The organism is Acinetobacter sp. WC-743 (genome assembly GCF_000335555.1).
Lineage (GTDB): Bacteria > Pseudomonadota > Gammaproteobacteria > Pseudomonadales > Moraxellaceae > Acinetobacter > Acinetobacter bereziniae.
The window spans coordinates 1-3,033 of record NZ_AMFQ01000087.1; the positions used below are offsets into that span (position 1 = coordinate 1).

The 3,033-nt window shown below is 33.8% G+C and carries 4 protein-coding genes; 1 reads left to right on the forward strand and 3 read right to left on the reverse strand.

Translation table 11 applies throughout. The features are described from left to right. Nucleotides 1-467, forward strand: a 467-nt coding sequence (locus ACINWC743_RS12205; RefSeq protein WP_009585649.1) for a 4Fe-4S dicluster domain-containing protein, incomplete at its 5' end; no start/stop codon positions are given. Nucleotides 468-491: 24 nt separating this feature from the next. Here ACINWC743_RS12205 and ACINWC743_RS12210 read toward each other — a convergent pair. The 3 genes from ACINWC743_RS12210 to ACINWC743_RS12220 all read right to left on the reverse strand — a co-directional run. Then, entirely contained in the window at nt 492-989 is a 498-nt protein-coding gene (locus ACINWC743_RS12210; RefSeq protein WP_009585651.1) for a hypothetical protein, read from the reverse strand. Between the two features lie 84 nt (nt 990-1,073). Next, nucleotides 1,074-1,949, reverse strand: a complete 876-nt coding sequence (locus tag ACINWC743_RS12215) for a hypothetical protein (RefSeq protein WP_009585648.1) — start codon at nt 1,947-1,949, stop codon at nt 1,074-1,076. Nucleotides 1,950-1,951: 2 nt separating this feature from the next. After that, on the reverse strand, nt 1,952-3,033 hold a 1,082-nt coding region (locus ACINWC743_RS12220; protein WP_009585650.1), incomplete at its 5' end, for a DUF2345 domain-containing protein.

The following is a 3,033-nucleotide window of genomic DNA, read 5'->3' on the forward strand; positions in this document are numbered from 1 at the left end:
AATTCGGTTTATGGATGGGGGGTGCATTTAACTTTATCGACCAAAATATCTTTAAAGTTCCATTTACTTTACATGATCTTGTGCCTGACTTTAGTGCATTGAAAACTGTAGATGCTTCTACCTTTAAACCGAACTATCCAAAGCCAGATGGTAAATTGACTTTTGACCGTTTGTCTTCTGTATTCGTTTCTAACACGGTACATGAAGAGAATCAGCCAGCACATTTAAAACTGACTGACCCAACGATTCCTGTGAATGTCAACTTACCAAAATGGGATGAGCCTGCTCAGCGTTACTGCCCTGCTGGTGTATATGAAATCATGGAAAATGATGATGGTTCTAAGCGCTTCCAGATTAATGCAGCAAACTGCGTTCACTGTAAGACGTGTGATATTAAAGATCCTTCACAAAACATCACATGGGTAACACCAGAAGGTGGTGGTGGTCCTAACTATCCAAATATGTAAACCAATAAACCCGCTTCGGCGGGTTTATTTATGCTGATTAAAAATAACAACTAATCTCATATAGCTTATTTGATCTTCAATTTTATTCATTGTGGAATAAAACTCATAAGTAACAAATGGTTTTTTCTGATTAATAAAAACATACTTATATAATAAATTAGGACTATATGGACTAGAATAAAGTGAAGATCCCTCTTTTACTAACTCAGAATATTTAAAAATAATATTATTATCTTTAAGTAAATTAACATCTACATTTATGGCTTTTTTAAATACTGGCTGATTTGATGGCGAGAAAATAAATTCATATTTATTATTCCTATCATTTAAATTGAGAACCTGAATTTTAGCTGGATAGCCAAATTTATTTTTAGATAAAACATATACACCGTGATCAGTTACAGTTCCATCTTTTAGCACATGCACTTTTAAAGGTCCTTCAAAAAAAAGACTACTATTCCATTTTTCTGTTTCACCAACTCTTGTGATTTCATTTATCAAAACAATAGTATTATCAATCATAATCTTATCCATCGGTCTAGAATTTACTACAGAACTGAAAATTAGAAAAAATAAGAGGCTAATAAGCTTTGAATAATTCATTATCTAACCATTAAAATATGAATAAATTTTTAGAGGGTCTTCGTCCCCCTCGATTAAGAACCAATCCGTAGTATTTGCTGGATCAAATTCAGGAACCATAACACCATATCCCATACTATTAGCTGAAGGTGTTCTTAAAAAGTATGTATATTTCAAATTTTCATTTTCTTTCTCATTATCTAACTTAAAAGCAGCTAATAGCTCTTTTGCCTTTCCTACATTTGGATATTCAGGGTAACTATAATGTTTTAAATTAGAATTGGATAAATGCTCATTCCAAGCAAAAGGGCATATAGCTTTTTTGGATATACCATACATCTTTACATAACCATAAGCATTAGGAATTTTATCATTTAAAATACTTGAAAGAATTCTATAAGCTTCCTTTGCACAGGTTTCATTAGTAATTGCACGATATTTTTTATCATTTACTTCTTTTTGCTCCCATTCACTTGTTTCATTATTATAAAATTGATTATTTGTATTCTCATACATCCTCTTCACTTCATTTCTGATTTTTTTTGCTTCATCTACATTAATATCTAAAACATATAATTGAGTAACTTCACTAATAGGATATTGACATGTTGAAGCATTTCCAATAATTTTATTGTCTCCTAGCTTTTTCCCTGCACTTGGTCCAAAGCTAAAAAAACTAAAAATATCATCATTTTCAACAATATAAAAAAATGCATGTCCCCAATCTAAATTAGGACCTGTTAAGTATTGATGTTTAGCTATTTTTGAAGAAAAGGTAACTTTTGCATTTTGATATGCATAAGTAGCATTTGCCTCCGTACCTATAACAAGATAATACTTATTAATTTCAACTTCTGTTATAGGTTTATCTATGTCCGTAGTATATTTTTTATCACTCACTATTATAATTCCAGATCTAAACTAAAGTTTTCCTTCTCAGATGTGTAAAATCTATTTGTTTTACCATCTTTATCTGTTATACCTTTAATTAATTTCCCATTTTCACCTTTCAATACATACTTAGTATTTGGCATTATCGCACCTCTGTTATTCTTTAAAATAAATTGATGAGAATATATATTTGTATTTGGCAGGAATGGAATCTCATAGTTAATGCTCTGCCCACCCAAAAACTTATGTTGTCCAGCTTTAACTTCAAACAGACCTGGTGTTGTTGGCAAAACACCTGCACCACCAATCTCAATCTGAGTAGTATCAGCAATTAACACAATTTTCTTACTGGCGATAAATTCAATCCGATCTTCAGTCGAAATAATTTGAATACCTTTACGAGCAATCAAATCCGCACCATCCCCTTGGGCTTGGATCTCCACTTTACCTTTTGCTGCATAAAGCCTTGCACCTTCTTGTGCTGCAAACAAACTGATCTTATTTTGTGCATGCACCAAGAAATTCTTTTGTGTACTCAGATTGATACTATCCCCCGCACTATGACTAATTTGTTTATCCGCAGAGATATGAATGTTTTCATTGCTCGACAAGCCAATTGAATTTGGCGAGGCTAAAACCATCAAGGCTTGTTTAAATGCATCGGCTTGATTCTTGGATTCATCAGACTGATCTTTTTCCAAATCCGAAATAAATGATTTCAAATAATCTAGATTTTCTAAAGGATCAGTCTGTTGGTTCTTAGCAACTTCACTTAAGGCTTTGGCATTGTTCAGGCTACTTTCTAGCTGACTTTTGGCTTCGGTTGTATCTAGATGATTACCTGATGCCCCATCTTGTGCATGCGTACTCAGCAGTAAGCCTTGACCTGCACGTACCGCACCCCATTGATCCGTTCTTAGCTCAAAGCCTTCTCCTCGCCCTTCGCTACTATCTGTCTCTTTTGGATGACTGAGGTTGCCAAGATTGAGTTGCGTTGCGCCATGACTACTGTGTAACTGACTGCTGATCTGGTTGGTGGTATCGTCAAATCTCAGTTGGTTATAGCCACTGCCCTGATATTCCTTGCTTTTAA

Bases quoted from the DNA above. Each gene is read 5' to 3' on its own strand.
- ACINWC743_RS12210 (WP_009585651.1), bottom strand. From the start codon at position 989: ATGATTGATAATACTATTGTTTTGATAAATGAAATCACAAGAGTTGGT.